The following is a 25,853-nucleotide window of genomic DNA, read 5'->3' as shown; positions in this document are numbered from 1 at the left end:
TAGACGCATGGCGGCTACTGTAACACACGATACCCTGACAACCGACTCGGAGCAAGTGTTCGACAAAAAAACCTGGATGGGTGGTGTCGAGCCCATGAAAGTGAGCTACGGCAAGCTGATGATGTGGTTCTTCCTGATCTCAGATACGTTTACATTCTCAGCATTGCTGGTAACCTACGGTCTGATTCGGTATAGCTATCCTGCTTGGGACCCTGCCATTTATGGTGAAGTATTCAAATTCTCGAACCTTTACTGGCCTTCACCAGAGCATGTATACAACTCTGTTCCATTCCTGCATGGCGTAGACCTACCGCTGATTTTTGTCGGTATTATGACATTTATCCTCATCTTCAGTAGCGTTACAATGGTGCTGGCAGTTGAAGCAGGTCACCGGATGGATCAGGCTGACGTTGAGAAATACATGTTATGGACGATTTTAGGCGGTTTTACCTTTTTGGGAAGCCAAGCTTGGGAATGGAGTCACTTTATTCATGGGACTGAAACTGGAACCACTATTAGTGAACTTGTTAACGGGCAAACGATTCAAAGGACTATTTTCGGCGCCAATCTGGTTGAAAATCAATATGGTCCTCCAGCTTTTGCCGATCTGTTCTTTTTCATAACTGGCTTTCACGGTACGCACGTATTTAGTGGTGTCGTATTAAATATCCTGATTTTTTACAGAGCGGCTACGGGCTTGTATGCAAAACGTGGTCATTATGAAATGGTTGAGAAAGTAGGTTTATACTGGCACTTTGTCGATTTGGTTTGGGTATTTGTCTTTACATTCTTCTATCTGGTCTAATTACTTTTCTGTCATGTCTGATCATACACACGGAACTCACGAAGTTGGCGAGATACCACCCGCAAATACGGGTCTTATCTGGCGCACATTTGTTATCCTGTCTGTTATTACAGCCTTCGAATTTACGCTGGCTTATTTTATGAAAGCTGGAGGATTCAGAACCTCTATTTTCGTACTAATGACATTGGTGAAAGCTTTCTACATTGTAGGCGAATTTATGCACCTTAAGCATGAAGTAAAAAGCTTAATATGGGCCATTGTTATACCTGTAATTTTCATCGTCTGGTTACTTGTTGCATTATTGACCGAAGGCGGTTCGATTTTTGAATTACGATAATCCATGACGGTCACTCGAAAAGCCGGGATCCTGCTCGCTACGCTGCTGGTCCCGGCTTTGCTGTATTTATTCCTGCGGTTTGGCACACAAAATCACTTTGTTCTTCCTCGGTACTTGCCCAAAATTGACTCAACTATAGGGGAGCCATTAATGGGAAAGGTTATGTTGCCCGACGGTCGTGAAGTGACCGATACGATATATAATCACATTCCGCCATTCAGATTGATTGATCAGGATGGAAAAACGGTGGATCAATCAATTGTAAAGGGCAAGATATACGTAGCGGATTTTTTCTTTACGCGCTGCGGGACGATTTGTCCAAGAATCGCTTCACAACTCTCCCGTGTACAGGACATTTTTCGGGCTAATCCTACTATCGTTTTCCTGTCGCATACCGTAGACCCCGAACATGACCGGCCTGCACAGCTAAAAGCTTACGCACAGAAATACGAAGCAATACCTGGAAAGTGGTATTTTTTAACGGGAAGTAAAACCGAGATCTATGACTTGGCTATGCATGGGTATTATCTGCCAACGGTAGATGCGGCCGTAAAGGAGGGTAAACCCGACGAAACTTTTATCCATAGTGAAAAGTTGGTACTAGTAGATAAAGAGGGTATTGTCAGAGGGTTTTATGACGGTACCAACAAAGAAGATGTGGATCGTCTAGTACTTGAAATTCGAGTGTTACTGGATATTTATAATAAGGAATAATATGGCAAGTATGCAAACATTGCAACCCGTCCAGGAACAGAAAGCAAACCGAGTCATTAATATTCTCTCCATAGCTATTCCGGTTGCTGTTGCGGTGCTGCTAGGAATTCGACAAAAAGTTGATTTAGGCCACTGGACAACTTATTTGCCACATTTGAATGGTCTTATTAATTCTATTACGTCGGTTTTACTGTTAGTGGGATTATATTTCATTAAGCAGAAAAACGTGCGGGCTCATAGAATAATTATGCTGACTGCATTTAGTTTAGGGTCGCTGTTTCTGGTTTGCTATATACTGTACCATTTAACCAATGAATCAACACCATTTGGTGGGGAAGGCATTATCCGACCGATTTATTATTTCCTTTTGGTATCCCACATCGTCCTGTCGATAGTCGTAGTTTGGTTTGTATTGAGAGCCGTTTACTTCGCGTTAAGTGGCCAAATAGCTAAACATAAACAAACCGTAAAGTATGCGTTCCCAATTTGGTTATACGTTAGTATTACAGGTGTGATTGTCTATCTGATGATTAGACCTTATTACGTTCATTAAATTAAAAAAGCCATGAGAAGTTGGAAAGTGTGGTTGATAATCTTTGTTTTTCTGGCTATTACGCCAGATTTGATGGCTCAGTGCGCTATGTGCCGGGGAACAGTTGAGAGTACGGTCAGTAATGGGCGTAGTACCGTTGCCTCCCAGTTAAATTTGGGTATCTTGTATTTATTAGTTGCGCCTTATCTGATTGTAGCTTCAATTGGATACCTATGGTACCGAAACAGTAAGCGTGAGCATGGAAGACGTCTCGAAATTGCAGGCCGCGTTAAACGGGCTTTGTCCCAGATGTAGAAAAGGGAAGATTTTCAGTAAACCTTTCTATTCCCCGCGTGGCTTTGATGAAATGTATGAGCATTGCCCACACTGTGGACTCCGGTATGAAGTCGAGCCAGGGTATTTTGTAGGGGCAATGTACGTTAGCTACGCTATATCTGGTGGAGTCGCTTTAGTAATTGGCTTTTTATTATTCTACTTCGGAGGAGATCCTGAAGGCTGGGTATATGCCGCGGTTGTGGCACCTGTAATGCTTGTCATTGCGCCAATCAATTTTCGAATATCACGTGTCATCTGGCTATATTACGTAGCCGGCATAAAATATATTAAAGGGCTGTAAAAGCCCTTTTTTTATGGCTAAAAAATCCTCTCAACCATAGATAAGAAAGATTTGAAAAAAAACAGTGACTCCGTGCAACCTCCTCCACACAATCTTGCATCTTGTCAAAGAACCTAAACAGACATGCTTCGACTTATACCGTTTTTTACGACTGAAGCGCAGTTAATTGCTGCCTTGAAGCGGGGCGAAAGCCGCGCTCACAAGATCGTATATGAGCGATTTTCGGGCAAAATGTTAGCCGTATGTACTCGTTATTGCGCCAACCGCGCTGATGCCGAAGAAGTAATGCTGGATGGGTTTATGCGGGTATTTGAAAAGGTTGCGCAGTTCCGCGAAGATGGCAGCTTTGAGGGATGGATACGTCGCGTTATGGTTACTGAGTCGCTGATGTTTCTGCGGAAATCGAAACAATGGCGGCAGGAAGTATCTATGGAAGAAGTAACCGTCGAGCCAGATTATGAATGGGCTGATACAGCCGTTAATGAAAATGATTTATTACGTATTGTGAATCAACTTCCTGACGGATATCGTACAGTCTTTAACCTATATGCCATTGAAGGTTACGCCCATGCCGAAATTGCCGAGATGCTGGGTATTTCAGAGGGCACCTCGAAATCACAGCTAAGTCGTGCCCGAACCATGTTGCAAGCGAACTTGAAGAAATTAGAGCAGGAAGCGATTGCACAACGGCGACCTGGACAAACTGAAAACTATGAAAAAGCCTATAGAAAAACTGCCAATTGACGAGCTATTTGCCCGGAAATTAGGCAACATGTCATTACCGCCCAAAGCTGATGGTTTTGAGCGGTTACAGGCGCGAATGGGGCAGGGTAAACCCGAAGCGAAAATCGTATTCTGGCAGAATCCATCTGTTCAGCGATATATGGCGACAGCAGCTTGCCTTATTCTGGTATGTCTTTTTGGATGGCTCTATTGGCCTGCTGGTGAGGAAACAGTGTCTGATGACGCACAAATGGCCGTCAATAAATCGGTTGTACCTAAACAAGTGCCCATCCAAAACCAAAAGGAGAAAGTCCAGCTCATAGAAAGCGAGGGGCCTGGCGTAAAAGCACCCGATCTGCTTGAACAAAAAGCCAAAGTTGAACAAGTGGCCAAGGCTGATAAACCTTCTGTAAACAAATCAGATACAGACCGTCCGATAAAACAGTCACAAAAGGCAGCTAAATCAAACCTTAGAAACGTAGCGCCAGTCGCTAACGAGCCTGTTTTGGCGCAAATAAAATCGGTGGAGAAGAAGCCTGAGCCCACTACATCTCCTAGTGTCAATCCGACTACTGTGACTGTGGCAACGTCTGAGCAACTGGCTGAAAATAAAACAGTGCCCAAGCCAGCTCCGGCTGCTGAGCGTGTTTTGGTCGTAACCATCGCCGAGCCAGAAGCCTTAGTGGCCGCCCGACAGGCTGTAGTCGCGTCAATAGAAGAGAAATCAACTGTAGCTGTTGCTGATAAACCAGCGAAAGAAGCCAAAGGGAATAGCCTGTGGCAACAGGTAAAACGAATCAAACAGGGTGAAGTATTGGCCCGTGGAGACAATAATGATAATGAAAGTAGCTTACTGGGACGTGCCTATAGTGGGCTGAAGCACAGTTTGGAAAAAGATAAATCAGCTAAACAATGAACGGTTTATTACGTATAGGCGCTGTGGCAAGCCTAGTCTTGACGATGATTACAGGTGTTCAGGCAGCCTCTGCGCATCCTGCCGACTCCCTCGTTATTCGATTCGCGAACCGAACCCGCCTGGTTATTTATGCGCCCGATAAGGCTGGTATTCAGGCCTTATCAAATTACGATCTGAATAAAATTGTGCGCGAAATGGGCATGAAACTAGACTCTGTGCCAGGTGGCCCAACGGCGATTTCGCAGGATGGGAATCGGTTTTTGAAAGATACCGTATTGGTGGTTACGCAGAAAAAAGACGGTGTAACTACCATTGTAATCAACGGGAAAAGCGACACAACCCAGGCAAGCACTCAGAATAAAGATACCAATAAGAAAGACTATGAATGGACCAAGCGCCGGAATCGGGGAAATAGCGGGCGCTTTGATTATGGGCTAAGTATTGGTTTAAATAACTTCATCCAGCAAAGTGCCTCTCCGGCATATCCCGAAGATAGTTACGATTTGCGACCGCTAGGTTCTCGCTACGTAGCCTTATCTATAGGAGCCATGCCAACAATTGCTCGGGGTAAATATGCGTCTTTGAAGCTGTACTACGGGTTGGAAGTAGCCTGGAACAACTTTATGTTTGAGGGAAACAACGTAGCAGAAAAGACGCCGACCGGTGTAGCCTTCCCGGATGCAGGCCGGGATTTACAAAAAAGCAAGCTAACGGTTTGTACCATTGGTATTCCGGTTGTGCCGCGTGTTACGTTCTATAACAACGATGGCAAGAAAGTATGCCACATCGGTTTGGGTGGTTATGTAAACTATCGACTCGACAGTTATCGAAAAATAAAGGAAGCAGATGGCAGTAAAGACCGTCGGCATTCAGATTATGATTTGAGCAATATTCGGTACGGTGTCATGGCACATTTAGGTATCCAGAGTTTAGCCTTTTTTGTAAAATACGATCTTAGCCCATTATTTGAAGTTGGTAAAGGACCTGACGTTCGAACCCTTACATTTGGGCTTGGTTTCTAATGTATGTCGGACAAAATCATTTCTATCATTGGCTGTGGATGGCTTGGCTTGCCCCTGGCGGAACAACTTATAAAAACTGGTTATACCGTCAAAGGCAGTACCACATCGGTGGAGAAAGTTGGTTTACTACGTCAGAAAGGAATAGAGGCCCATCAGCTTCAGCTTAATCCTGATCCTATTGGCAAGCTGGCCGCTCTTGTGCAAGCCGATACGTTAATTATTGATATTCCACCCAAAGCGGGAAAATTAGGGGCTGGTTTCCACCCACAGCAGATTCAATATTTGACTGACGCGATACGTAAGACGTCCGTAAAGCATGTAATCTATGTTAGTTCTACGTCAGTTTATCTCGACTTAAATCGGGTTATAGTTGAGGAGGATGTAACAAAACCCGAACAGTCGGCTTCACAGGCGCTGGTTCAGGCTGAACAGTTAGTACAAAGTCTTGAACCAATCCGTCAGGTGACTATTTTACGCTGTGGTGGATTGCTTGGCTATGATCGTATGCCGGGGAAGTATGTTGCTGGCAAGACGGTAGACACCGGAGCTGTGCCAGTCAACTACCTTCATCCCGACGATGCTATTGGTATTCTCTTACTCATTATTCAGAGAAACATAACCGGCACGTTCAATGCCGTTTCGCCCGAACATCCTACGCGGGAAGCTATTTACCGAAAAAACTGCGCTGATTTCGGCTATGAGCTGCCAACGTTTGTTACGCCTGCTGAACCAATTCCCTATAAGGTCATTAGCCCTGCGAAGCTGATTCAGGCCACAAGTTATTCGTATAAATATCCTGATCCTTTGCAGTTCTTCTATCGACTAGGAACGTAGTAAATGCCGCATCCGTGTCCAGAAAAATCCGCCCGAAGATGGCTTCCTTTTGGGGGCAATAGCTCGATTCAGCGCTCCCAGAAACATAAAATACCCCTGTGCATGCCATTCTCGAAACCGGTCACTCACCTGTACATCGTGTTGAGGCATGTACGTTAACAGTTGATCCAGATCAAAACGGTCGCTGGCCAAACCCACCCCGGCACGTTGCCCGTCGATGGCATTACAAGCCTGCTCAAAGTGATTCGGTTGTGGAATCATTAGGGCCGGTTTACCTAAATAAGCTGCTTCGCAAACCGACTCAAAGCCCGCCGTAGTAACAATGGCCTTGCAACGGCCCATGAACTCCAGGAATAGCTTGCCATCAATGGCATGATATGTTAATGTCCCGTCAACTACCTGATCTGGCCCGGTAGCATCTGCATGAAACGCATCCATTCGAATAGCAGGATGCTGCTGGTGTGCTTTAACCAGTTCGATCTTCAGGCCAGGCTGAGTAACATAAGCCAGAAGTGAATCGCCTGACGTTGGTTTCATATCGGTTACTTCCTGACGCAACAAGGGGGGCACGACCCGTAATCTTTGGCGAGGTTCGTTGGCCTGTTTGTCAAACGAGAGCGCCAACAACTCAGTCGCACCAAAGCAGGTCAGGCGGGTGTTTAGCTTGAACGCCTGCCGGTAAAACCACTGTCCTTGTGGCCGCTGAAAATCCGGGTGAAACGCCATGTATTGATGCGCAATACAGATCATGGGTACCGATGGCCGTAAAAGCGCATAGGTCATTCCGCCCAGCATCTCGAAAAAATTGACCACCACGTCGGGTCGCTGCGTTTCTATACTGTCGCGAACCTGCTTCAGACTTCGCCAGAAAGGTCGAATTTGCTGAATGGCATAGAGCGTTGTTTTAGTGGGTTCCAGGGCGTTTGTACCCGTGTTATAGACCAATCCCGGACTGAAAATGGGCGTGATGGGCGCCGTAAATTTCTCGCTGAAAAAGGAGGCAACACCTCGCTCAGGCGTAACGCCAACTATGGCACCAATGACTTCGTGACCAGCTATCTTCAAAATCTGAGCCAGTGCCAGTGCCTGCGTCAAATGCCCTCTACCTTCACCTTGAATCAAAAATAAAACGCGCATGATGCAGAAGAATTAATGTATTTTGGTGGATAAGTTGCTGAAGGTTAGTGGCTCACTGATCTCTTGCCCGGTTGGTTTTCCCTTGTCATCATTGGCTAGATCAGATGTGTAGTATAGCAGGCTCCAGTTGCCTTCATGATCTTCTACTAAGGCGCTCAGAGATTCAACCCAGTCACCGGAGTTCATATAGATAATTCCGTGGAATTCTCGGATTGCGGGCTGATGAATATGACCGCAGATGACGCCATCGCAATTCCGGGCACGGGCCAGTTCCGTTAGTTTCTGCTCGTAGTCAGAGATAAAGTTTACTGCGTGTTTGATTCGGGACTTAATCTGCTGGGAGAGTGAGTAATACGGCAATCCTCGCCAGGTGCGGTAGGTATTGTAAAACTTGTTGATCCACAGGAGAAACGTGTACCCTATATCGCCCAGGTAAGCGAGCCATTTCATATGCGACGTAATAGAATCAAATACATCGCCGTGGGTTATGTAAAACTTTTTGTCACCAGAGGTTAGCGTATAATCTTTGCGGATAGAGAAGTTTCTCCCCACTTTAAGCGGCATTATCTGGTCCAGAAAATCATCATGGTTACCACGCAGGTAAACAACTTTCGTATTGTAGTGAACGATTTGCTTTAAAACCGTTTTAAAAAAAGCAGTATGTTTTTTCTTCCAGGTACCATACTGTTTCAGTTGCCAGCCATCAACGATGTCGCCATTGAGAATAAGTTTCTGGCAGGAGTAATTTCGCAGAAACTCGGTGGCTTCTTTGGCTTTCGACCCGGTTGTTCCCAGATGAATATCAGAGAGCACAATTGTTCGGAATTGCGTACTTGATTGCATGAACGAAACTACAGTTCAGTTATGAAGTAAGATTTACCGAACTGTTACCAAATTGACAAGACTATAGCTTTACGGCTGTAGTTATTCATATTGACTTAACAAACGACAACTAATGGAGAATCCGGTGCTTATTTTCGGGGCAGGTAGTCTGGGGCTGACGGCTTTAGACTTGTTTCAACGTAACAACGTAGTAGTGTATGGCCTGCTGGACGATAACAAAGAATTGCACGGTAAAGAGTTTGGCGATGTGTCGGTATTAGGCGAAACGGACGATGACGGCTTCCTGAAGTTGATTGGTCACAAGTGCGAAGCATTTATTGCCATCAGTGATGGCCGGGTACGGAAACGGTTGGTTAAACTGCTTAACGAACGGCGCAAAGTACAACCAGTCAATGCCATTCACGATACGGCAACGGTTTCTGGAATGGCTACTATCGGTCACGGGAATCTGATTGCGGCCCGCGTGGTTATAAATCCATTTGCTGAAGTAGGCCAGCATTGCATACTTCAGTCCGGTGCCGTTATTGAGAGCAAAGCCAAACTCAGTGATTACGTTCAGATTGGGACGGGCACTATAATAAACAGTGGTGTAACGATAGAGGAAGGAGCTTTTATTGGCACAGGAGCAATTGTTGTGGCTGGCGTAACAATAGGCAAAAATGCCCGTGTTGGCGCAGGCTCAGTTGTTGTAGAGGACGTAGCGGCCGGAGCCACCGTATTCGGCAACCCAGCGAAAAAAATGTAGATAGTAAAAGTCGTAAGTCAATACCCGCCAGTTTCTAATGTTGGCGGTTACTGACTTACGACTTACGACTTTTATTCGATGTACAGTACCTCGTTTGCGAGGAAATCCTGGTACGTGCGTTCGAGGCCGTCTTTCAATTCGGTTGTGTGTTTCCAACCCATGGCATGAAGTCGCGAAACATCCATGAGTTTACGTGGGGTGCCGTCTGGCTTTTCCGTGTTCCAGCGAAGTTCACCGGTGAAACCAACCGTTTCCTTAATCAACTCGGCCACTTCGCGAATCGTTACGTCCTCGCCAGTGCCGATATTGACAAATAAAGCATCGTTATAGTGCTCCATCAGGTAGAAACAAGCATTGGCAAGATCATCGGCATGAAGAAATTCACGTCGGGGTGAACCTGTGCCCCATACTTCTACCGAAGGCTGATCGTTGATTTTAGCTTCGTGGAATTTCCGAATCAGCGCGGGCAGCACGTGCGAACCCTGTAGGTCATAATTGTCATTAGGACCGTATAAATTCGTTGGCATGGCCGAAATGAAATTACAGCCATATTGCGTCCGATAGGCTTCGCAGAGTTTAATACCCGTAATTTTCGCGATGGCATAGGGCTCGTTTGTTTCCTCAAGGAAGCCGCTCAGTAAATATTCCTCTTTAAGCGGCTGTGGTGCCATTTTAGGGTAAATACACGACGAGCCAAGGAACAGTAATTTTTTAACTTCTGTTTGATAAGCACTGTGAATGATGTTTGACTCAATCATGAGGTTATCATACAAAAAATCGGCTCGGTAAACATTATTGGCCCAAATGCCACCTACTTTAGCCGCAGCCAGGAATACATACTCAGGCCGTTCCTGTGCAAAAAAATCGACAACAGCAGCTTGATTACGCAAATCCAATTCGGAGGATGTACGGGTGATGATATCTGTATAGCCTTCAGTGTGAAGTTTACGAACGATAGCCGAACCGACCATACCCCGGTGTCCGGCAACATAAATACGGGAGTGTTTTTCCACAGGAATTAGTTATAAAGAAACCGCCGGACTAGTGGGCGGACGAGTTGATAAAATAATTAGGCTTGATTAAGCGTTGCAAAACTAACAAACTTAAGGCATCAATCGTTTGCCAACGTCATGTTTGCGTCTAAATTGAAACTACTGATTTCGCTACAGCTCCTATTAGTTACGTTCGTGACTACTACGTGGGCGCAAGCGCAAATAGAACCATCTGCCCCGTCTTCATTGACGACGGCATCAAAACCTGTGCTGGCTCCATCGGGAGCACCGCCGTCGCCGTTGTCGGCCTTCTCATCGGTCCCCTCATCACTTACTACGCTCGGTTTGCCTACAATGTCGTCGCTGAAGGAGCAGAAGGATGCCTATGTGGCGGGTATCATGCCTGATTTGGGGCTAAAAGTTAAGCAGTTAAAAAAACTGAAGGCTGATAAGAAAACCAAGCACAAACTGTCTAAGACCGAATACGAAGGTTTATCCATGGTTAAAGCTATCACGAAATTTGGTAGCGGTGACCGAACAATTATAGAAGAGTTTTTTGTGCTACGTGACAACGATGCTGCGAAGCCGCTGCCCTATGTTCGGGATGTATTCAAGTATTACCAGAAATCTGGTCGCGTGTCGAGTTCCATTATTAAGGACGAAGGTGGCTTATTACTGCATGGGCCTTACAAGCGTTACCAGAACGACCTGCTGGTAGAAGAGGGTTATTATTATGCCGGGATGAAGGATGGACGCTGGGAGAAGTACGACACGAAATTTATACTGGTCGACAAAACCCGATGGCACCGGGGTGTTCCCGCCGATTCGCGGTTGACCTACTTCGATTCAACTCATCATAAAATCAAAGAAATTATTCCTGTGGAGTACGGTAAAGTGAAAGGGACATACATGGCTTTTCACGAAAACGGTACGTTGGCAGAAGAAGGGAAGTATGATAATGGTGTGAAAGTTGGCCGGTGGACGGAATTTTATCCCATTAACCCAAATGGCCGCCGGATGCGCCGAAAACTTACACAGTACGCGAGTGATCAATGGGACACTGAATTTGAGCCTTATACGGTCACTGAGTGGGACGAAAAAGGCAAGGTAACCTTCGAACAAACGAAGAAGAAAGTTATTCAGGACGAAGAAACGGAGAATTAGGAAAAAGAGTCATGTCAGTAACTGATGTTAGCAATTACTGACTTGCTTTCCGACCGGGCGCGACCCCATTACGACTTACTTAAATATTCCCTTCGGATCGGGTAATTTAGCTGATAACTCGTTAAGGTAAGCTAAATCGAGGCCAGAAAGGTCAAGCTTATAGGCCTGGTGGAAATAGTCCCAGGCCTTTGGATAGTCGGCTTGCAGATAGTAAACTACCGAGAGTTTCTGATAGGCTATTGCGTTGTTTGGGCTGAGTGCAATAGACTTCTGTAAATGACTCTGTGCGTCAGAGAGTACGTTTATATCTGGCTTTTCCTGGTAGTGCTTAATCTCCAGTGTCGCCAGATCAGTCATTAAAGCAATGTTGCTGTCGGCTAGCGCCAGCCCTTTTTTCAACATTCGGATGGCACTGGGCAACTGGTTTTTCTGGTAACACACAACACCCAGTCCCCAATACGAATCAGCGTTTTTGTCGTTGAGTAGCCACGATAAATTGAAGCGGTGAGTTGCCGTATCTAATTGACCTTTGGTGACATAATCCCAGCCGCGAGCGGCAAAAAACTCACTAGCTTCAGGGCGGCTGGAAAAATTGCGGTCGCAATCGTTTAAAAAATGAATTTCCTCGCTAATCTGAGCCGCAGTTTTAGGGCGTTCGCCGAAAAGCGGCAACGTATTGACAGACCCCCCTGCCGTATCAGACCCATTGGAAATAGTTGATTCCGCCTGCGGTGTAAGCTCGTCAGTCTTTTGTATGGTTGTGCTGGAGTGCCCAACGGTATCGCCCGAACGTGCCGATGTAATGAACTGTTTAGGCTGAGCTGCCGACAAAAGCGGTAACGCAACTAAAGTCCAGTGGATCAGATTTATTCGAACGTTCATAAAGAGGGAATACACTACGGGAGTCTGTGTCTCGATAAAACGAAACGCGAATCTAAATTAGTACATAACCTATAAATTACCGCCGTCCTCCGCGTGGCCCCGCCTTTTTTGACCCCCCCGCTTTGCTCGCTGCCGCTACGTTTGCCTTACGACCTACACCTGCCTTTGGCCGTCCACCTGTCGGCTGTGCCGAAGCTTTCTTCGGACCCGTTACTTTTGATTTACTTTTCAAACGATCCCGGCCAGCCGGGGGGAGATTTGATGCCTTTTTTTCGTGGAAAGCTCCTTTAAAAGTAGGATCATCCTTTCGGCGTTGCTCGTCAATCTCGCGCAGCATTTCCTGCTGTTCGTCAAAAGGTGTTTCAACAACTTCTACCAAAGGCGGTAAAGGCATCCGGGGAATCGTCATGCGGATGATACGTTCAATCTTCTGCACATGATACTCCTCTGCCATCGTCAGGAACGTAATGGCCTCGCCCGTGTGGTTTGCGCGGCCCGTCCGCCCGATTCGATGTACGTAATCCTCATAAATTAATGGTAAGTCGAAGTTGATGACATGACTCACCTCGGCTACGTCGATGCCCCGTGCCGCTACGTCTGTAGCCACCAGTACCTGAACGCTGCCTTCTTTGAACGCATCCATCGCATTCATACGGGTATTCTGGCCTTTGTTAGCGTGAATAACCCGAATCTTCTCGGTTTCGACTACTTTACGGGCTAGAAACTTATAAATGTTATCCGCAGTGCCCTTCGTTCGGGCAAAAATGATGACTCGTTGAAACGTATCCTTACTGATCAGATAATCCAGCAGGTTGATTTTGGTACGGAAGTTCGGCACCTCGTAAATCACTTGACTAACCATATCTGCCGTTGATGCCTGGGGCGTAACTTCCACTTTAATAGGAGCCTCCAGAAACTCGCCTGACAACCGTTCGACTCGCCCACCAAACGTTGCCGAAAACAGCAGATTTTGCCGCTTGGTCGGAATAACCTCCAGAATTGACCGTATCTGAGGCATGAAGCCCATATCCATCATTTTGTCGGCTTCATCCATGACCATCGTACGGATATCTTTCGTCACAATTTCGCCGAGTCGATAGAGGTCCATAAACCGGCCGGGGGTTGCTACAATAATATCGACTCCATTTCGCAGTGTTTCAATCTGCGTTTTTGGCCCCAAACCACCATAAAGTGCCAAATGGCGTAGGCCCGTATATTTGCCCAGCTCGCTAACGGCTTCGTTAATCTGCATGGCCAATTCACGCGTTGGTGCCAGAATCAGCGCCCTGGGATTGGTACCCTGAGGGTATTTTATTTTCATGAGCAGCGGTAACAGGTAAGCCGCTGTTTTGCCCGTACCCGTTTGCGCAATACCCAGTACATCATGGTTGCCCAAACTCAGCGGAATTGTTTTTTGCTGGATGGGTGTCGGCTCAGTATAGCCAAGGTCGGCCACGGCGTTGAGCAACTGCCGATTTAATTCGAACTGCTCGAAAGACGTAATTTCCATAAAGTATAGTCAATGGTCGATAGTCAACAGATAGTAGTGTTAGTCTTCGAACAGAGTCTGTACTGTCTGCTAACGACTCTTGACTATCGACTTTTAGAACTGTTTCAGTATGCGTTCCACACCGCTAACGTAACCGGAGCCAAACAGATTCACATGAACGAGCAGCGGATACAGATTATATAAACCTACGCGATCGTAGAAACCGTCTTCAAGGGGAAATGCTTCATTGTAAGCATTGTAAAAGCGGTCATCAAATCCGCCGAATAATTTGGTGAAAGCAAGTTCGGCTTCGCGAAGACCGTAGTGAACCGCTGGGTCAATCAGGGCGGGTTGTCCATCTTCGTCGACCAGTACGTTGCCCGACCACAAATCGCCGTGAAGCAGCGCAGGACGTTCATTCGGAATCAGATCAGGAAGCCGGGCGCGGAGTCGAAACAAAGCATCATAAGCCTGCTTGGGTAATAACTCTTTGTATAAAGCCAAGCCAGCCTGGGGTAATAACCGGTGCTCGAAAAAGAAATCGAGGCCATTGGTTGTTAAGGTGTTATCCTGTGGTAAGGAGCCAATGTAATTGTCAAAATGCAAGCCGAACTTAGGCTGTGTATGCGAGTGTAACACAGCCAGCGATTGACCAAGGGTTTCCCAATAAGTTTCGGTTGGTTTACCAGGATCGATGTAGTCGAGGATCAGATACGCTTTATCCTGATGCTGACCATGACCAATGACCTTCGGAATATGAAGTGCGCCGGTATGTCGGAGTAGGTCCAGACCGCGAGCTTCGGCTTCGAACATAGTCGGCTTGCCCAATACGTGCTGGCTCTGATCCATCTGATTCCACTTGACAAAGAAAACCCCTTCAGACGAAAAGACCTGAGCCGACGTATTGATATCTCCTCCTGACAGAAATTGCATTTCAATCACCTCGACCGTTTGGCCCAGGGCCAGAAACAGGATGCTTTCAAAGAAGGAAAATTGCTCGTCGCCCCAGAAATTCATTCGGTATAAAGGTTTACAATGTTCGGTTTACGGCTAGTAAGGTGTAAAGTTGCGCATCGTTGGCGTGATTAACGTACTTTGACCTGCAAATCATATTCCCGTAAATCGTACATGAACCAACAAATTCAACACCTGTATGCTATCGCCCAAAAGCCCGAACGTCGGATTATTGGTCTCATGTCGGGTACATCACTCGATGGTCTCGACGTAGCGTTATGCCGTATTTCGGGCAGCGGTCCTGAAACGCGGGTAGTTATTGAACGCTTCGCAACCGTGCCCTATAATGAGGATTTAAAGGCTGATATACGGACCATATTTGCCAAAGACACAATCGAATTTGAGCAGCTTTGTTTACTAAATCCCTATATTGGACGGTTGCATGGCCAGGTGGTTCTCGACTGTTTAAGCGAATGGGGCGTTAAACCTGCTGAAATAGACGTAGTTGCTAGCCATGGTCAAACGGTTTATCATGCTCCTAAAAGTCAGCACCGGCAGGATAAGTTTCCTAATGCTACGTTGCAAATTGGCGATGGTGACCACGTAGCGGCTGTAACGGACATCATTACGTTTAGCGATTTTCGACAGAAACACGTAGCACACGGTGGCGAAGGAGCGCCACTCGCCGTGTATGGCGATTATTTTATGTTTTCCAAAGCGAGTGAAAATCGGCTGCTCCTCAATATGGGCGGCATCGCCAACTTTACGTACCTACCTGCCGATGAGGATGCCAGTAATGTGTTTACGACTGACACAGGTCCTGGTAATACCCTTTTGGATGCCTATGCCCGGAAGTTTCTAAACAGAGCCTACGACGAAGACGGCAAGCTAGCCACTCAGGGACAAGTTAATACTGCCTTGCTGTTAGCCCTAAAAACGAACCCCTTTTTCGACGCGCCCTTTCCTAAAACAACGGGTCCTGAAGTGTTCAATATTAACTACGTTGAGGCTGCTCAAATCAAAAGTCAGACTACCAACGTAGCACCCGCCGACTTAATGGCAACGCTCGTTCAATTTAGTGCTGATACGATTGCTGATGCCATCAAGCGAGTGATACGTCAGTATGAACACTATTGGGTTTACATGAGTGGAGGAGGAGTGCATAATCCTGCCCTTATAAATGCCATTCAGCAACAATTGCCAAACTGCACGTTTGGTAATACAGATGATCTGGGCATTAATGGGGATGCAAAAGAAGCGGTACTATTCGCAGTCTTAGCGAATGAAAGCCTAGTTGGTGGCACCACCTCTTTTGGAGAACGGCAGGGCGTTCCGACCGTTTCGATGGGGAAAGTGAGTTTCCCTCGTTAGCTTTTCGGCCGGAAGACCTTCATCAAGGTTTCATGGGTTGTAAGAAATGGGCCGCCAATCAGGTCGATGCAATAGGGAATCGCGGGAAACACGACGGATAAGCATTGCCCAATAGCCGTCGGTTTTCCAGGCAAATTCAGAATAAGTGTTTGATTACGGATGCCAGCCGTTTGGCGTGATAAAATGGCTGTTGGCACGTAGCGGAGACTTTCCTGGCGCATTAACTCGCCGAAACCGGGCAGCATCTTCTGACAAACGGCTTCCGTGGCTTCAGGCGTTACGTCGCGGAGGGCTGGACCGGTGCCCCCCGTTGTAACAACTAAACAACAACCTTCGGCGTCGGCCAACTCAATCATTGTCGCTTCAAGCTGATCCTGTTCGTCGGGAATAACCCGATAAACGGGCTCCCAGGGAGACGTTAGCCATTCAGTAAGCAAACGGACAACAGCTTTACCCGGAATATCTTCGTATACACCTGCACTAGCCCGGTCCGAAACATTAATAATACCGATTTTAATCATGGGAGGTGAATGAAACATGAAGCGTGAAACGTGTAGGCTAATTCTGGCTTTGCAGTTCTATTCTATGTTTTTCACGCTTCATTTTCACTGAAAAAATTAAGGTTTTTTCCGTTTCAGGGCTAAATCATGAGCCGTGTCGTAGTACGAACGGAGACTGCTCCAGTCGAATACTTCGGCAATGCTTTCGACGAAATTCCGTTGCTTGATACGATCACGCTGGGCCATTCTGACGAACCGGAACAGCACGTCGGTTAATTGATCGGCGGCCTCGTTGAACGACTGCGTCCGGCGGTTGATCACATAAATACCCCGATTCTCATAGTCGCGCATGATTTGCATGATGAAATCACCAAAACCCGACTGGTCGCTTGTAACGGTAGGGATGCCCCGCACAACGCATTCCAGAGGTGTATAGCCCCAGGGCTCGTAATAGCTCGGGAACACGCCAAGGTGGCAGCCTCGTACAAACTGGCTGTAATCTAAACCAAATAAAGGATTAGTTGAGGCAATGAAGTCGGGGTGATAAACGATCTTAACCCGGTCATACTCATTATTTACCAGGTTGGCCTTCTCAATAAACCGCGTCATGTCGTCTTCCTGAACCAGATTGTGGGTGACGTAAGGTGGAAGATGCTTGGTTTTCCAGCTTTGCACAGTGCGCCGGAGCCGAAGCCGCCAGTATTCATCCACAAAATTGTTCAGATCGGGCAACGTCGTCGATTGTGTATTCGAAGCGGCTGCATGAAATAAGCGGTCACCTACCTGTTTTTCAATGCTTTCGCAGGTTTCCTGAATTTCGTCGAGTAAGGCCCGCGAGTGAAGCACATCTGGGTTGATCGATGTATAGGGCTGTTTTGTGACCATGAACATCACAATGGTCATGTCCATGTTCGCTTCCCGCATCCGATAATTCAGACGAGCGAGTGCTTCGAGGGTAAGGTCATACCCTTTGTTTGAAAACTCAAACCGACCCGATGTAAAGAAATAAAGCGTCTTTTCCAGATCAAAAGAATAGCTCTGAAAAAAGTGCCCCATGACAAATTCATGAATCTTTTGCTTATACTGAACGTGTAGATTCTGAAATTCATGGACAGCCGCAAATCGCGTTACGTTCAAACCGTTCGGTAAGACCAGATCAGGGTTTCGGCCTAAAAACACCTCACATTCACGAGCTGTTACGTCGCTAACCGTTGTGAAGACATGCGATTGTAAAGCCGCCAGGCGCTCAATAGTAGCCTGTGTTTCGATATTATAATGCTGTGCTTCCCGCTTCCAATCAAAAAAAGGCAGTTTCCCATAAAACCCTGGCTCATTTTGGGCTAGGTAGCGCCCCAGCATGGTAGCGTGGGTTGTGAATACTGTAGCTACTTTAACATTATCCCGACGTAGATCGGGTAGGCCGGTGCTGGCCATCCACTCGTGAAAATGGGCAACAAAATCGACTCGTTTGGCATGACCGTCGGCTAGAAGTGTAATGAACATCCGAACCATCTCGCCAAAGGCAATCGTCTGATTGACAAGGTCTTCAACATAAAGCGTTGAGAGTTGATGGTTTAACCAGAGCTGTGTTTTAATAACATTGAGTTGATCACTGCCGATGCTGGTAATATCAAATAGCACAACTCGAGGGCGACCCGTAACGAGCCAGTAACCATACTCAACCCGGTAGCCTAATTGCCGCATCTTGCGAACTGTTTGTCCAATCTCCGTTTCATCGGACTCGGTAATTGGCTCGAACTCAGCCGCTGATCGTTGCGGAAAATAAGGACCCAGCGCTACATAATTATCATCCCACTTTTCGACCATTGCTGGTACTTTCGACCGGATAACCGTATAAATCCCGCCTACTTGATTGCACACCTCCCAGGCGATTTCGAGGAGTAACTTCCGCTTCGATGTTGAAAATACCGATTCCAATGTAGTTGTGGTTTTTTGAGTTCTTGTATGCGTAGTGTTTCTAAATTATACCGCCTTTATAGGGCAATTAAACACTATAAACAATAAAAGAAAAACTTGTTTATTTCAAATAAGACTTTGCGTCCGTTACCTGCGTTTTTTTATTCTGTGACAAGGTATAGCTAAATCCAGGCTGAATACTGAAGGCACCATGTTCACCCTGTTTGTTTATGGCCACAAAACCGACCTGTATATCCTTGAAGTCCTGCTTTTTAACAATGCGCAGGGCCGCTTCCTCACAAGCTTGTTGAGGAGTTCGTCCCTGGCGCATTAGCTCTACGACCAGAAATGAGCCACAGGTACGCATCACCAATTCACCCAGCCCCGTAGCACAAGCGCCACCAATTTCATTATCGACAAATAAACCCGCACCAATAATCGGCGAATCGCCTACCCGGCCACGCATCTTGTAGGCCAACCCACTTGTTGTACAGGCCCCCGAAATATTACCCTGGCTGTCAAGGGCCAGCATACCTATGGTATCGTGCCGTTCAACATTCACTATGGGCTTGTATTGAGCTGTTTTCAGCCATTCGCGCCATTCCTTTTCTGCCTTTTTAGTAAGCAGATTCTCTTTCTTAAACCCCTGAGATAATGCAAAGTTCAGCGCACCTTCGCCACTGAGCATAACATGGGGTGTTTTTTCCATAACAGCCCGTGCCACAGAAATAGGGTGCATAATATGCTCCAGGAACGTTACGGAGCCCGCATTCCCTTTGTCGTCCATGATGCAGGCATCGAGTGTTACGTGTCCGTCCCGGTCCGGTCGACCGCCGTAACCGACAGTCATGTCATTAGGATCTGCTTCGGGAACACGAACCCCTGCTTCAACGGCATCTAAGGCCCTGCCACCGCGCTCTAACACAACTTGAGCGGCCTCTGTAGCTTTAGCTCGATCCCAGGTTGCAATGGCCAATGGGCTAACCACAAGAGCATTAGCCTTTAGGCGACTATGAACTGGTTTAAAGGAGCTAAAGGATAAGGAAGGCAGTAGCCCAGCCAGTGAGCTAAGGGTTAGAAAACGGCGTCGATTAACCATAGGTAGGGGTGTTGTGGCCCAAAATAAAGGAATAAACAGTTGGCATTTACTACTTTTGGACGATTTCTTCACAACCCTATAGGCCGGTTCCCAGCAAACAGATAGTGCTTACGAACGACCCTGATAATTAGGACTTGATTCACTATGGAACAGGGGTCCTGTTCGGGCATGGTTAACTAGTATCCGTAGTCTATTGGGGTGAATTTTTGTGCGGTCAGCAATGGCGTAGAGAAAAATTTCTCATCTCAGGCCTTGAAAGCAGTCCCTAAAGACTGCAGATTAGGGAATCGCGTTATTGAAACAATGGCCCGAATCTTTGCCTCATCAGTTTCGATGTACTCATATTCACCAGGTAAGCTTGACGCCATAGATACGGCCGGTTGACGATAAATCATCTGGCTATCTTCCTTTGTACTACCACTCAGATGAAGCGCATCAACGCCCGCGTCAATAAATTGCTGGGCATTTTGGGCATTTACGCCCGCGCCTGCCATAATTTCAATACGTCCTGTTGCGGCATCTGCCAACTGTTTTACTATAAATAACCCCGCTTCAGCAGTTTGATGCTGGCCGGATGTCAGAATCCTGGCGGCACCTGTACGTATGGTTGCTTCCAACGCTTCCAGCGGATCGCGGGTCATGTCGAAGGCACGGTGGAACGTGACGGGTAGCGGCTTGGCTACGTCAACAAGGTATCGGGTTTGAGCTTCATCAATGGTGCCGTCAGGTTTTAATACGCCCAGCACAAGCCCATCGGCTCCAACTGATTTTGCCATTAACATATCGGCTTTCATGACGGCCAATTCCGTTTCGGAGTAAACAAAGTCCCCCCCACGCGGTCGAATCATAACATATAGTGGGATTGACAGGTGCTGGCGGGCTAACTGAATCAAACCCGCACTTGGCGTAGTGCCCCCTTCGGCCAGGCCACCGCACAACTCAATTCGCCCGGCTCCTGCCCGTTGAGCCCTTAGACACGATTCAAGCGAGTATGCACATACTTCAATAATCATGAGCAGATAATAAGAGGATTGAAAATAGGAAATTAGCCGCAGTACGAAATAAACAGACGCGTGGATAAGTTTTGTATCTAAAAATTTATTTAATTGAAACAAACAAACGCCGTTACAGTACGTTAATGGCCTAAATCCCTGGAGAATAAAGGCTGAGAAACATTTTTGCGAAAAATAGCTTGGATATTAACTGTTTTTTTACTTTTGCACCCTCATTGGAAATAGAGTCATTAAAATACGGAACACAACTATGTACTGGACACTCGAACTAGCATCTTATCTGGAAGATGCCCCCTGGCCTGCAACCAAAGACGAATTGATTGACTATTCAATTCGCTCTGGTGCCCCACTTGAAGTTGTAGAGAACCTACAGGAACTCGAAGATGATGGTCAACCTTATGAAAGCATTGAAGAAATCTGGCCGGATTATCCAACCAAAGATGATTTCTTTTTCAACGAAGACGAATATTAATCGCTTGGGAATTTCCCACAAAAAAAGGCGTAATCCCGAACCATCGGATTACGCCTTTTTTGCTTCATACAAGCCAAATTATGTCGTTGCTTTAGACTGGCTCTCAGGCGCTGGGTTCTTCATCGGTTTATCATATCTCTTAGGCGCGTATAGAAAGCCGAATGCCTGCGCACCTTCTTTAGAATGGACCTTATGGTGGACATAGTGCGCCCGCATAATACGCTGCATGTACCGACCAGTTGTGTCAATCTTGACTTTCACACGCCGGTGAACGATAACGTCGTGGAATATAAAGTAGAAGACGCCGTAGAGCGTTACACCCGCGCCAATCCAGGTCAGAAAGTCTAACTCAGGATAAGCAACCCCCGTACCAATCAGCCCGATTGCCGTTGCCGCGAACACAACCGCAAATAAATCGTTAAGTTCAAAAAAGCCTTTGTGGTGATTGTGATGATCGCGGTGCCAGCTCCACAAAAAACCGTGCATAACGTACTTGTGCGTAAACCACGCAACGCCTTCCATAAAGAGGAAAGTCCCTACAACTAAAACAACGTTTACCAGCATTTTTGCGTTTCTAATAGGAGTACAGTGGTAAATAGGCTAGCTAATCTAACCTTATCACCAGCTACTTAATATATATCCATTAACGGTTTAGCGAACCGAAAAGTTGAGGTCAGTTTACCGACTTTTCACGTTTACGAGAGGAAGCTGACCGAATACTTGCAAGATTGTGGGAAAGCTGTATCTTTATCCCAATTCGGTACTCAACCAGATGACCCCATCGGTTATGGACTATCAAGCACTCAAAAACCTGGTGAAACGGGGAGAGGGTAGCAATTTAGAGTTCAAGCTGAAAACAAATCATCCCGAGAAAATCATTCGGGGCGTGGTTGCCTTCGCTAATACCAACGGCGGCATCATGCTTATCGGCGTCGGCGACGACAAAAAGATTCCGGGATTGAAATACGCCGATGAGGACGAATACCTGCTCGTCCGGGCGATTAATAAATTTTGTTTTCCGCGAATTTCCTACACGATCGATCGTGTACAACTCTACGACGAGCGCGAAGTGCTTGTTATTCGGGTGCCTCGAAGCCCCACTCGTCCCCACTATATTATTCCCGATCCGGATAATCCCGACGACAAAAAGGCGTATGTACGAGTCGGCGACAAATCGGTGCAGGCCAGCCGCGAAGTTCGGGAAATTCTGAAGGGCGAACAGGCAGACCGCGACATCCGGTTTAACTACGGCGAGAAAGAGCACAAGCTCATGCAGCACCTCGGCGAACATAACAGCATTACGGTCGATCTATTCGCATCCATCGCAGGCGTTTCCCGCCGGATTGCCTCCCGGACGCTTGTGCTGCTGGTGCTGGCGAATGTGCTCGAAATCCACCCGAGCGACGTAGTGGACCAATATACACCGCGTGCGGTGCAGTGATTTTTTGAAAAAGTACCGTAAATGTTGGGAAAGTCTTACTTTGGTATGCTTACGAATGAAGCATACCAAATCAAACGACTATGTCCCCGACCGTTCCTGCTCATAAACCCTTCGTCCCTGCCACAGAATCGCCCGCTGAGTTTACACTTAAAGCCATTATTACCGGTGCGGTCTTCGGTGTGTTATTCGGGGCGGCAACGGTCTATTTATCCCTCAAGGCCGGGCTGTCGGTATCGGCTTCCATCCCCATTGCGGTCCTCGCTATTTCGCTTGGTCGGCGATTTTTGAACACGACTATTCTCGAAAATAATATTATCCAGACAACCGGCTCGGCGGGCGAAAGCATTGCGTCGGGGGTGGTTTTTACGATGCCGGGTTTCTTATTCCTGACGAATGGCTCCGGCGCTGATTTCTTCAACTACTGGACCATTCTGACGCTGGCGATCCTGGGTGGCCTGATCGGTACGCTGATGATGATTCCATTACGTCGGTCGCTGATTGTGCAGGAGCATGGTACGTTGCCATACCCTGAAGGTACAGCTTGCGCGTCGGTGCTGATTGCGGGGGAAAAAGGCGGTGATTTTGCTAAAACGGCCTATCAGGGTCTGGGGGCGGCTTTGCTGTATGCCTTATTGCAAAAGGTATTACACGTAATTGCCGAAGTGCCTGTTTGGGCCACAAAACAAGCGAATCGGTATTTTCCATCGGCGCAGGTCGCTGGCGAGATCACCCCGGAATATCTGGGCGTTGGCTATATCATCGGCTTCCGAATCTCGGCCGTATTGGTGGGTGGTGGTATTCTGGCCTGGCTGGGGCTGATTCCTTTACTGGCATCTGTCGTGCCGGGCGATACGATCGCCTTACAGCTTCAGAAACTCGGTTATCTTGATGATCTGCAAAAAGCGGGTGGACCGGGTGGCTGGAACCCCGCTACGCATACGTTTGCTGACACGGCTGCTGCTATTTATCGAGCTTACATCCGGCAAATTGGCGCAGGAGCTGTTACCGCCGGTGGTTTTATGACGCTGATTAAAACCATTCCAACGATAGTGTCGTCGTTTAAGCAAAGCTTTACCAGATCATCTGTGAGCGCCATGGAAACGGAAGAAGCGTTGAGCGAAAGCAATCGAACACCCCGTACGGAACAGGATCTGAGTGTACGTATCGTTATTATTGGCAGTATTGTGCTAACGGCTTTGATGGTGGTACTTCCGCAAATACCCGGCGACTCAATCCTGACTAAATTGCTGATTGCTATACTCGTTATTGTCTTCGGTTTCTTCTTCGTCACCGTCGCCAGCCGGATTGTAGGCCTCATCGGGTCGAGTTCGTCGCCGGTATCGGGCATGACCATTGCCACGATTATGGGAACGTCGCTTGTCTTTATCGGCTTCGGGCTGACGGGTAAAGTCTACGAACCGGCCGTTCTGGTGGTGGGTAGCATGATTTGCGTGGCCGCTGCTAACGCGGGTGGTACGTCGCAGGACCTTAAAACGGGCTATCTGGTCGGTGCAACGCCTAAATATCAGCAGATGGCGCTGTTCATTGGCGTTATCGTTTCCTCGCTGGTGGTTGGAGCAACCGTTAAAATTCTGGACACGCCTACCCCTGATTTACTGGCGCAGGGTATTACCCATGCCATTGGCTCCGACAAATTTCCGGCTCCGCAGGGAACACTCATGGCTACGCTTATCAAAGGGCTGCTGTCGTTCAATCTCGACTGGCAATTTGTGCTGGTGGGGGCGTTCATTGCCTTTGTCTTTGAACTGGTTGGCGTCAGTGCACTGGCTTTTGCTGTGGGGCTTTATCTGCCGCTTTCCACTACGTTGCCCATTTTTGCAGGCGGACTTGTCAAGTACATTGTTGACTGGAATGCCAAGCGTAAGGGAACTGTCGAAGAAGATGCGGATTTAGGGAAAGGCAATCTTTTCGCTACGGGTCTAGTGGCCGGTGGCGCCCTGGCGGGGGTAGCCGTCGCCTTGCTATCGGTTAATGATTCGATCTACAACGGACTGGCCTCATTGACACTGGAGCCCGCGCTGGCTGGTGCGCTGGGCGAAGGAGGTTATATGTTATTAGGCGCCCTAGCCTTTATGGGTCTGGCGGGTTTGTTGTGGAGAATTGCGGAGGGAAGACAGAATTCGTAACAGGCTTGCCTACCGCGCCTGCCCCGCTTTCTTCAACAACTCCACCACTTTTTCAACCGGAAGTTGCTCCACGGTGTGATTCTGATCACCCGTAAGCGTTTGGGCGGCAAATAAAGAATTGATAATCGCTTCTTCAGTAGCTTCGATTGCGGCCATAAACAGGGGTGATACGTTATCATTACGTAGCACTTTCAGAGTATCAACTGTGCTTGTCGTTGTATGAGGTATGGTATATGCGGTTGATACCGCGATGACGTAATCTCCGCTGCCGTTAGACGCGATGCCACCTGTACGAGCCAGGCCCATAAACGCCCGTTTGGCTAACCGTTTTAAATTACGGGCATCCAGCGGTGCGTCGGTCAGGACGACCATCATGCAGGAACCGTCCAGATTTTCTTTGAACTCAAATTTCCCTAAAGCGACTCCAATGGGAACCCCGGCGATTTTTAGCTCACCACCAAAGTTCGTTTGCACCAGCGCACCAACGGTATAACCGCCTAGCGATGCGGGTAATTTCCGGGACGACGTACCAATGCCGCCTTTGAAACCAAAACAAATTGTTCCTGTTCCGGCCCCAACATTGCCTTCTTCAACGGGACCCGTTTTAGCGTGCCGAAGTGCATCCAGTACGTGTTGCTTCGTTACGTGTCGCCCCCGGATATCATTCAGCGAGCCATCGTTGGTTTCGCCCACCACCGAATTGACCGAGCGAACGTTTTCGTTGCCTTGCATCGTCAACGTATAGTCGATCAGGGCGTCGGAAGCGGTGGGAACGCTCAGCGTATTTGTCAAAATAATGGGCGTTTCGAGCGTGCCGAGTTCTTCTACCTGACTGTAGCCTGCCAGTTTGCCAAAGCCATTTCCAATATAAATAGCTGCCGGACTCTTTTGCTGGAATTGATTTCCGTCATGCGGTAAAATCGCCGTGACACCCGTGCGAATGTTCTGACCTTGTTTCAGCGTTACCTGCCCTACCCGAACGCCCGCTACGTCGGTGATGGCGTTGAGTAGACCCGTGGGTAACACACCAAACCGGATGCCGTAGTCGCGGGGACGCTTGGGTGTCTGAGCCATTGTGGTCTTAGTAAGAAAAAATAAACAGACGATGAGAAAATGAAGGCGGCAAGGGATTGACATTCCGTTGAGCGATTTTAGCTGGCTAATTTA

28 protein-coding genes are annotated in these 25,853 nt (G+C 47.5%); 16 read left to right on the top strand and 12 right to left on the bottom strand.

Annotation, left to right across the window (positions count from 1 at the left end):
* The first annotated feature begins 7 nt into the window (after window positions 1-7).
* From ACYVEA_RS22310 to ACYVEA_RS22265, 10 genes are all read left to right on the top strand, one after another.
* The gene (locus ACYVEA_RS22310; RefSeq protein ID WP_461115656.1) at window positions 8-805 is read left to right on the top strand and encodes a cytochrome c oxidase subunit 3; all 798 of its coding nucleotides are present in this window, start codon (window positions 8-10) and stop codon (window positions 803-805) included.
* A gap of 13 nt (window positions 806-818) precedes the next feature.
* Window positions 819-1,142, top strand: a complete 324-nt coding sequence (locus ACYVEA_RS22305) for a cytochrome C oxidase subunit IV family protein (protein ID WP_461115655.1) — start codon at window positions 819-821, stop codon at window positions 1,140-1,142.
* A 3-nt stretch (window positions 1,143-1,145) separates the two neighbouring features.
* A complete protein-coding gene (locus ACYVEA_RS22300) occupies window positions 1,146-1,856 on the top strand; it encodes an SCO family protein (RefSeq protein ID WP_461115654.1) in 711 nt (236 codons plus the stop codon).
* Window positions 1,857-1,866: 10 nt separating this feature from the next.
* Window positions 1,867-2,409, top strand: coding sequence for a DUF420 domain-containing protein (locus ACYVEA_RS22295; protein ID WP_461115653.1), 543 nt, complete (start codon window positions 1,867-1,869; stop codon window positions 2,407-2,409).
* 12 nt (window positions 2,410-2,421) lie between these two features.
* The gene (locus ACYVEA_RS22290) at window positions 2,422-2,703 is read left to right on the top strand and encodes a hypothetical protein (RefSeq protein WP_461115652.1); all 282 of its coding nucleotides are present in this window, start codon (window positions 2,422-2,424) and stop codon (window positions 2,701-2,703) included.
* The gene (locus tag ACYVEA_RS22285; RefSeq protein WP_461115651.1) at window positions 2,648-3,025 is read left to right on the top strand and encodes a DUF983 domain-containing protein; all 378 of its coding nucleotides are present in this window, start codon (window positions 2,648-2,650) and stop codon (window positions 3,023-3,025) included. The genes ACYVEA_RS22290 and ACYVEA_RS22285 overlap by 56 nt, the downstream gene beginning before the upstream one ends.
* 123 nt (window positions 3,026-3,148) lie before the next feature.
* Window positions 3,149-3,769 (top strand): RNA polymerase sigma factor, encoded by a 621-nt coding sequence (locus tag ACYVEA_RS22280; RefSeq protein WP_461115650.1) that lies wholly within the window; start codon window positions 3,149-3,151, stop codon window positions 3,767-3,769.
* Window positions 3,738-4,664 (top strand): hypothetical protein, encoded by a 927-nt coding sequence (locus ACYVEA_RS22275; protein WP_461115649.1) that lies wholly within the window; start codon window positions 3,738-3,740, stop codon window positions 4,662-4,664. The genes ACYVEA_RS22280 and ACYVEA_RS22275 overlap by 32 nt, the downstream gene beginning before the upstream one ends.
* Window positions 4,661-5,686, top strand: coding sequence for an outer membrane beta-barrel protein (locus tag ACYVEA_RS22270; RefSeq protein ID WP_461115648.1), 1,026 nt, complete (start codon window positions 4,661-4,663; stop codon window positions 5,684-5,686). The genes ACYVEA_RS22275 and ACYVEA_RS22270 overlap by 4 nt, the downstream gene beginning before the upstream one ends.
* Before the next feature lie 3 nt (window positions 5,687-5,689).
* Complete coding sequence (locus tag ACYVEA_RS22265) at window positions 5,690-6,520, top strand: Rossmann-fold NAD(P)-binding domain-containing protein (RefSeq protein WP_461115647.1); 831 nt, start codon at window positions 5,690-5,692, stop codon at window positions 6,518-6,520.
* Here the strand turns inward: ACYVEA_RS22265 and ACYVEA_RS22260 are convergent.
* Window positions 6,509-7,657, bottom strand: coding sequence for a glycosyltransferase family protein (locus ACYVEA_RS22260; RefSeq protein WP_461115646.1), 1,149 nt, complete (start codon window positions 7,655-7,657; stop codon window positions 6,509-6,511). The two genes, ACYVEA_RS22265 and ACYVEA_RS22260, sit on opposite strands and share 12 nt — an antisense overlap.
* 12 nt (window positions 7,658-7,669) lie before the next feature.
* Complete coding sequence (locus ACYVEA_RS22255) at window positions 7,670-8,500, bottom strand: UDP-2,3-diacylglucosamine diphosphatase (RefSeq protein ID WP_461115645.1); 831 nt, start codon at window positions 8,498-8,500, stop codon at window positions 7,670-7,672.
* Window positions 8,501-8,612: 112 nt separating this feature from the next.
* On the opposite strand from ACYVEA_RS22255, the gene ACYVEA_RS22250 reads away from it, so the two are divergent.
* Window positions 8,613-9,245, top strand: a complete 633-nt coding sequence (locus ACYVEA_RS22250; protein ID WP_461115644.1) for an acetyltransferase — start codon at window positions 8,613-8,615, stop codon at window positions 9,243-9,245.
* 71 nt (window positions 9,246-9,316) lie between these two features.
* Here the strand turns inward: ACYVEA_RS22250 and fcl are convergent, their stop codons facing one another.
* Window positions 9,317-10,258, bottom strand: coding sequence for a GDP-L-fucose synthase (gene fcl, locus ACYVEA_RS22245; RefSeq protein WP_461115643.1), 942 nt, complete (start codon window positions 10,256-10,258; stop codon window positions 9,317-9,319).
* A gap of 117 nt (window positions 10,259-10,375) precedes the next feature.
* Here fcl and ACYVEA_RS22240 point away from each other — a divergent pair, with 117 nt between their 5' ends.
* Window positions 10,376-11,401 carry a toxin-antitoxin system YwqK family antitoxin gene (locus ACYVEA_RS22240; protein ID WP_461115642.1) on the top strand — a complete coding sequence of 342 codons (1,026 nt, stop codon included), beginning with the start codon at window positions 10,376-10,378 and terminating at the stop codon, window positions 11,399-11,401.
* Window positions 11,402-11,476: 75 nt separating this feature from the next.
* Here ACYVEA_RS22240 and ACYVEA_RS22235 read toward each other — a convergent pair whose 3' ends face one another.
* The 3 genes from ACYVEA_RS22235 to ACYVEA_RS22225 all read right to left on the bottom strand — a co-directional run bounded on the left by ACYVEA_RS22235 (window position 11,477) and on the right by ACYVEA_RS22225 (window position 14,789).
* A complete protein-coding gene (locus ACYVEA_RS22235; protein ID WP_461115641.1) occupies window positions 11,477-12,283 on the bottom strand; it encodes a tetratricopeptide repeat protein in 807 nt (268 codons plus the stop codon).
* Between the two features lie 76 nt (window positions 12,284-12,359).
* Window positions 12,360-13,793, bottom strand: coding sequence for a DEAD/DEAH box helicase (locus ACYVEA_RS22230; protein WP_461115640.1), 1,434 nt, complete (start codon window positions 13,791-13,793; stop codon window positions 12,360-12,362).
* Between the two features lie 93 nt (window positions 13,794-13,886).
* Window positions 13,887-14,789 (bottom strand): fructosamine kinase family protein, encoded by a 903-nt coding sequence (locus ACYVEA_RS22225; protein WP_461115639.1) that lies wholly within the window; start codon window positions 14,787-14,789, stop codon window positions 13,887-13,889.
* 111 nt (window positions 14,790-14,900) lie between these two features.
* On the opposite strand from ACYVEA_RS22225, the gene ACYVEA_RS22220 reads away from it, so the two are divergent.
* Window positions 14,901-16,097 carry an anhydro-N-acetylmuramic acid kinase gene (locus tag ACYVEA_RS22220; RefSeq protein WP_461115638.1) on the top strand — a complete coding sequence of 399 codons (1,197 nt, stop codon included), beginning with the start codon at window positions 14,901-14,903 and terminating at the stop codon, window positions 16,095-16,097.
* On the opposite strand, the gene mog is transcribed toward ACYVEA_RS22220, so the two are convergent.
* From mog to ACYVEA_RS22200, 4 genes are all read right to left on the bottom strand, one after another.
* On the bottom strand, window positions 16,094-16,618 hold the full coding sequence (gene mog / locus ACYVEA_RS22215; RefSeq protein ID WP_461115744.1) for a molybdopterin adenylyltransferase: 525 nt from the start codon (window positions 16,616-16,618) through the stop codon (window positions 16,094-16,096). The two genes, ACYVEA_RS22220 and mog, sit on opposite strands and share 4 nt — an antisense overlap.
* Before the next feature lie 96 nt (window positions 16,619-16,714).
* Window positions 16,715-18,535, bottom strand: a complete 1,821-nt coding sequence (locus ACYVEA_RS22210) for a glycosyltransferase (protein WP_461115637.1) — start codon at window positions 18,533-18,535, stop codon at window positions 16,715-16,717.
* A gap of 100 nt (window positions 18,536-18,635) precedes the next feature.
* Window positions 18,636-19,613 (bottom strand): isoaspartyl peptidase/L-asparaginase family protein, encoded by a 978-nt coding sequence (locus ACYVEA_RS22205; protein ID WP_461115636.1) that lies wholly within the window; start codon window positions 19,611-19,613, stop codon window positions 18,636-18,638.
* A gap of 245 nt (window positions 19,614-19,858) precedes the next feature.
* A complete protein-coding gene (locus ACYVEA_RS22200) occupies window positions 19,859-20,626 on the bottom strand; it encodes a copper homeostasis protein CutC (RefSeq protein ID WP_461115635.1) in 768 nt (255 codons plus the stop codon).
* A gap of 250 nt (window positions 20,627-20,876) precedes the next feature.
* Between ACYVEA_RS22200 and ACYVEA_RS22195 the strand changes: the two genes are divergently transcribed.
* Window positions 20,877-21,098 (top strand): DUF2795 domain-containing protein, encoded by a 222-nt coding sequence (locus ACYVEA_RS22195; RefSeq protein WP_009284883.1) that lies wholly within the window; start codon window positions 20,877-20,879, stop codon window positions 21,096-21,098.
* A 78-nt stretch (window positions 21,099-21,176) separates the two neighbouring features.
* Here ACYVEA_RS22195 and ACYVEA_RS22190 read toward each other — a convergent pair whose 3' ends face one another.
* Window positions 21,177-21,662: a sterol desaturase family protein gene (locus ACYVEA_RS22190; protein ID WP_461115634.1), complete on the bottom strand. Its 486-nt coding sequence runs from the start codon at window positions 21,660-21,662 to the stop codon at window positions 21,177-21,179.
* A 208-nt stretch (window positions 21,663-21,870) separates the two neighbouring features.
* On the opposite strand from ACYVEA_RS22190, the gene ACYVEA_RS22185 reads away from it, so the two are divergent.
* Window positions 21,871-22,539, top strand: coding sequence for an AlbA family DNA-binding domain-containing protein (locus ACYVEA_RS22185; RefSeq protein ID WP_093825728.1), 669 nt, complete (start codon window positions 21,871-21,873; stop codon window positions 22,537-22,539).
* A gap of 80 nt (window positions 22,540-22,619) precedes the next feature.
* On the top strand, window positions 22,620-24,686 hold the full coding sequence (locus tag ACYVEA_RS22180) for an OPT family oligopeptide transporter (protein ID WP_461115633.1): 2,067 nt from the start codon (window positions 22,620-22,622) through the stop codon (window positions 24,684-24,686).
* Between the two features lie 9 nt (window positions 24,687-24,695).
* Here ACYVEA_RS22180 and ACYVEA_RS22175 read toward each other — a convergent pair whose 3' ends face one another.
* Window positions 24,696-25,823: a DmpA family aminopeptidase gene (locus tag ACYVEA_RS22175; protein WP_461115632.1), complete on the bottom strand. Its 1,128-nt coding sequence runs from the start codon at window positions 25,821-25,823 to the stop codon at window positions 24,696-24,698.
* Window positions 25,824-25,853 lie beyond the last annotated feature (30 nt).

Source organism: Spirosoma jeollabukense, assembly GCF_054777855.1.
The sequence above is the reverse complement of the archived record's forward strand: the minus strand, read 5'-3'. Positions and strand labels throughout refer to the sequence as shown.

Excerpts from the sequence above, each read along its gene's own strand:
- ACYVEA_RS22255 (WP_461115645.1), bottom strand. The coding sequence starts at position 8,500 with ATGCAATCAAGTACGCAATTCCGAACAATTGTGCTCTCTGATATTCAT.
- ACYVEA_RS22290 (WP_461115652.1), top strand. The coding sequence starts at position 2,422 with ATGAGAAGTTGGAAAGTGTGGTTGATAATCTTTGTTTTTCTGGCTATT.
- ACYVEA_RS22205 (WP_461115636.1), bottom strand. The coding sequence starts at position 19,613 with ATGGTTAATCGACGCCGTTTTCTAACCCTTAGCTCACTGGCTGGGCTA.
- ACYVEA_RS22270 (WP_461115648.1), top strand. The coding sequence starts at position 4,661 with ATGAACGGTTTATTACGTATAGGCGCTGTGGCAAGCCTAGTCTTGACG.
- ACYVEA_RS22220 (WP_461115638.1), top strand. The coding sequence starts at position 14,901 with ATGAACCAACAAATTCAACACCTGTATGCTATCGCCCAAAAGCCCGAA.
- ACYVEA_RS22240 (WP_461115642.1), top strand. The coding sequence starts at position 10,376 with ATGTTTGCGTCTAAATTGAAACTACTGATTTCGCTACAGCTCCTATTA.
- ACYVEA_RS22225 (WP_461115639.1), bottom strand. The coding sequence starts at position 14,789 with ATGAATTTCTGGGGCGACGAGCAATTTTCCTTCTTTGAAAGCATCCTG.
- ACYVEA_RS22275 (WP_461115649.1), top strand. The coding sequence starts at position 3,738 with ATGAAAAAGCCTATAGAAAAACTGCCAATTGACGAGCTATTTGCCCGG.
- ACYVEA_RS22180 (WP_461115633.1), top strand. The coding sequence starts at position 22,620 with ATGTCCCCGACCGTTCCTGCTCATAAACCCTTCGTCCCTGCCACAGAA.
- ACYVEA_RS22260 (WP_461115646.1), bottom strand. The coding sequence starts at position 7,657 with ATGCGCGTTTTATTTTTGATTCAAGGTGAAGGTAGAGGGCATTTGACG.
- ACYVEA_RS22185 (WP_093825728.1), top strand. The coding sequence starts at position 21,871 with ATGACCCCATCGGTTATGGACTATCAAGCACTCAAAAACCTGGTGAAA.
- ACYVEA_RS22305 (WP_461115655.1), top strand. The coding sequence starts at position 819 with ATGTCTGATCATACACACGGAACTCACGAAGTTGGCGAGATACCACCC.
- ACYVEA_RS22175 (WP_461115632.1), bottom strand. The coding sequence starts at position 25,823 with ATGTCAATCCCTTGCCGCCTTCATTTTCTCATCGTCTGTTTATTTTTT.
- ACYVEA_RS22280 (WP_461115650.1), top strand. The coding sequence starts at position 3,149 with ATGCTTCGACTTATACCGTTTTTTACGACTGAAGCGCAGTTAATTGCT.
- ACYVEA_RS22295 (WP_461115653.1), top strand. The coding sequence starts at position 1,867 with ATGCAAACATTGCAACCCGTCCAGGAACAGAAAGCAAACCGAGTCATT.
- ACYVEA_RS22265 (WP_461115647.1), top strand. The coding sequence starts at position 5,690 with ATGTCGGACAAAATCATTTCTATCATTGGCTGTGGATGGCTTGGCTTG.
- ACYVEA_RS22195 (WP_009284883.1), top strand. The coding sequence starts at position 20,877 with ATGTACTGGACACTCGAACTAGCATCTTATCTGGAAGATGCCCCCTGG.
- ACYVEA_RS22310 (WP_461115656.1), top strand. The coding sequence starts at position 8 with ATGGCGGCTACTGTAACACACGATACCCTGACAACCGACTCGGAGCAA.
- mog (WP_461115744.1), bottom strand. The coding sequence starts at position 16,618 with ATGATTAAAATCGGTATTATTAATGTTTCGGACCGGGCTAGTGCAGGT.
- ACYVEA_RS22190 (WP_461115634.1), bottom strand. The coding sequence starts at position 21,662 with ATGCTGGTAAACGTTGTTTTAGTTGTAGGGACTTTCCTCTTTATGGAA.
- ACYVEA_RS22250 (WP_461115644.1), top strand. The coding sequence starts at position 8,613 with ATGGAGAATCCGGTGCTTATTTTCGGGGCAGGTAGTCTGGGGCTGACG.
- ACYVEA_RS22235 (WP_461115641.1), bottom strand. The coding sequence starts at position 12,283 with ATGAACGTTCGAATAAATCTGATCCACTGGACTTTAGTTGCGTTACCG.
- ACYVEA_RS22300 (WP_461115654.1), top strand. The coding sequence starts at position 1,146 with ATGACGGTCACTCGAAAAGCCGGGATCCTGCTCGCTACGCTGCTGGTC.
- ACYVEA_RS22230 (WP_461115640.1), bottom strand. The coding sequence starts at position 13,793 with ATGGAAATTACGTCTTTCGAGCAGTTCGAATTAAATCGGCAGTTGCTC.
- ACYVEA_RS22200 (WP_461115635.1), bottom strand. The coding sequence starts at position 20,626 with ATGATTATTGAAGTATGTGCATACTCGCTTGAATCGTGTCTAAGGGCT.
- ACYVEA_RS22285 (WP_461115651.1), top strand. The coding sequence starts at position 2,648 with ATGGAAGACGTCTCGAAATTGCAGGCCGCGTTAAACGGGCTTTGTCCC.